The organism is Arthrobacter sp. RT-1, from assembly GCF_003367205.1.
GTDB lineage: Bacteria > Actinomycetota > Actinomycetes > Actinomycetales > Micrococcaceae > Arthrobacter.
On record NZ_QRGQ01000033.1, the window covers coordinates 1 to 2,082 of the forward strand.

The window sequence follows — 2,082 nt, forward strand, 5'->3', positions numbered from 1 at the left end:
CTTGAAGCTATTTCCGTTGGCTTTGTTTAGCCACAGTGGGACTTACGCGTATATTCCTCAAGCTGGTACTTGCTCAGCCGTTAGCGGTACTTGCAAGCGAACAGCTATTATCATCGGTCCAGTCTTGCTTGCCATTCTCGGGTATCGGACGCCACACGCTAGATAGGAGCACACGTGATGGCGAGCTTCAGTGATACCCCTAAACCTGACCACCCATGCAATTTCCTCACATAGCGGAATTGATAGTGGCTACTGGGACTTGCGTGGCGAACAAGAGATTACGGTCATTATCTTGACCCGCACAACTCGTCTTAGAATCCGTACCCGAACTCAATAAAGGCGCACACGGAACCAACAGAAGCCCCGCTTGTTTCAACCACTTGAAACTCAACCTGATCATTCGCGCCAAGTATATATTTGTAAGCGTATTCTTGGCTCGCTGAATAGGACATTCGCCAGTTTTGGTGCGCACCTGATAGTTCGTGGATAAGGGACCCGGTGGTGGCATTCCAAACCTGCAGTTTGACGCTGTTGGCCTTTCCTGCCAAAACTTTAACGCCCATATTGAGAATGATGAGCGTCCTGACTTCCGGTGGCGTGGCGGTGTGCGCGAACTTCTTCACTTGCAGCGCATTCAGCGAACCTTCCCAGTTGCGGGATTCTGGCACTTGGACAATGGGTCGGCTGTTCCTGGGCTTGATTAGCGGAACGGCGCCGTAACCAACCCGTGCGCGGAACTGGAAGGCACTATTGGTGCGGAACGGGTATTCCTGGTACGCATGTGCCCGCATCCAGAACACATCACCACCACTCCCCGGGCTCGACAAGCAAGACAAAGACCCAGCACCATAAGTGCCTTCCATTGAAACGGCGGCAATTTCGTCTACGGTCCCCCCATTGTCACTGACTGCGTAGAGGTGAGACACCCCACTATCTTCACTCCCATCTCCGCCACCAATCTCTGAAGACGATGAACAGACCCACATAGAACCGTCATTGCGCACCTTCTGAGCCCACCATGACGTGTTATCGATAGCGGCGACTTGTTCTACCACGGGATTCGCTGCACCTATTTGGTCGCGGGCCATGCGGTAAATATGATTTTGCCCACCTGCACCATCAGAACCCCACACTATATGGGTCTGAAAAAACATTATATCGATAGAACGAGCGGGTGCGATCAGCCCGAACTTGTCCCGGATCTGCTTGTTCAAAATAACCGGCTCAATATCCGTTCCTGCTGCATTGGCCCGGTATAGTCCGGCAATGTCGTTTTGGTCCCCTGCGGTAAAGTACACACGCTTAGAAATTGAATCGTAGCGGGATCCATGCCAGTGCCGGATCGTATTATTTGCACTGTTGTGCTTGGGTAGGGACTTCCAAACCGTCCACGTCACACCATCGTCCGTGGACCTAAGAATGTTTATATGCGTCAGGGTTGTCCCGCTGGAATACTCTGTGAAATACAGGTGACCCGACACGGAGTCTTGACAAATTGAGCCCGGCCCCAAGGGCATTACGTCGCCGGGCATGGTCATGACAGTTGTCCAAGCTACTCCGTCGCTTGCAGGGGCCGAGCGTTGCAGAGTCGTGACGCGCCCATCTAACTGTTCCATAAGGAGAGCTCCCGTTGAGGTGCGAAAGAACAGTCCGTGGAACGCCCACGTCTGTGTTGCGTTGCCAAACGACCGCGGTCCAGTATTGAACGCACCTACGTCCACTGATCCTGCAATTGGGTTCCATGTCTGTAGCCGGAGACCCTTGTCGGCGCCAATAGAGTAGGCACGGCCGACAGTCTCGTCTGCCCACACAATTTGGTGGTCAACTCGGGCGTTGGGGAACATGCTGTCGATGGCAAGGACCGGCCGACGCAGGTTCCTAATGTTCTGCCCGTCCGTTTTGGTTTTCCCGCCCGCCGCGGGAAAGTAAGTTGAAAGGTCGGGTAGTTGTGTGGGGGGAATTTTTGAGTTTGGGTCTAGGGTAGCAACACCTGAGGCCGCGCCCTTTTCGGCTGTGGGAATGTATCCGGCGAGTGGGTTTGTGTTGTCCGCAGCGTGGGCAACGTCCGTTTCGACAGCCGAT

Annotated in this window: 1 protein-coding gene; it reads right to left on the reverse strand. The window is 53.9% G+C overall.

Features of this window, described 5'->3' with window-relative positions:
• Window positions 1-311 precede the first annotated feature (311 nt).
• Window positions 312-1,538 (reverse strand): hypothetical protein, encoded by a 1,227-nt coding sequence (locus DXK94_RS21290; RefSeq protein ID WP_147294399.1) that lies wholly within the window; start codon window positions 1,536-1,538, stop codon window positions 312-314.
• Window positions 1,539-2,082 lie beyond the last annotated feature (544 nt).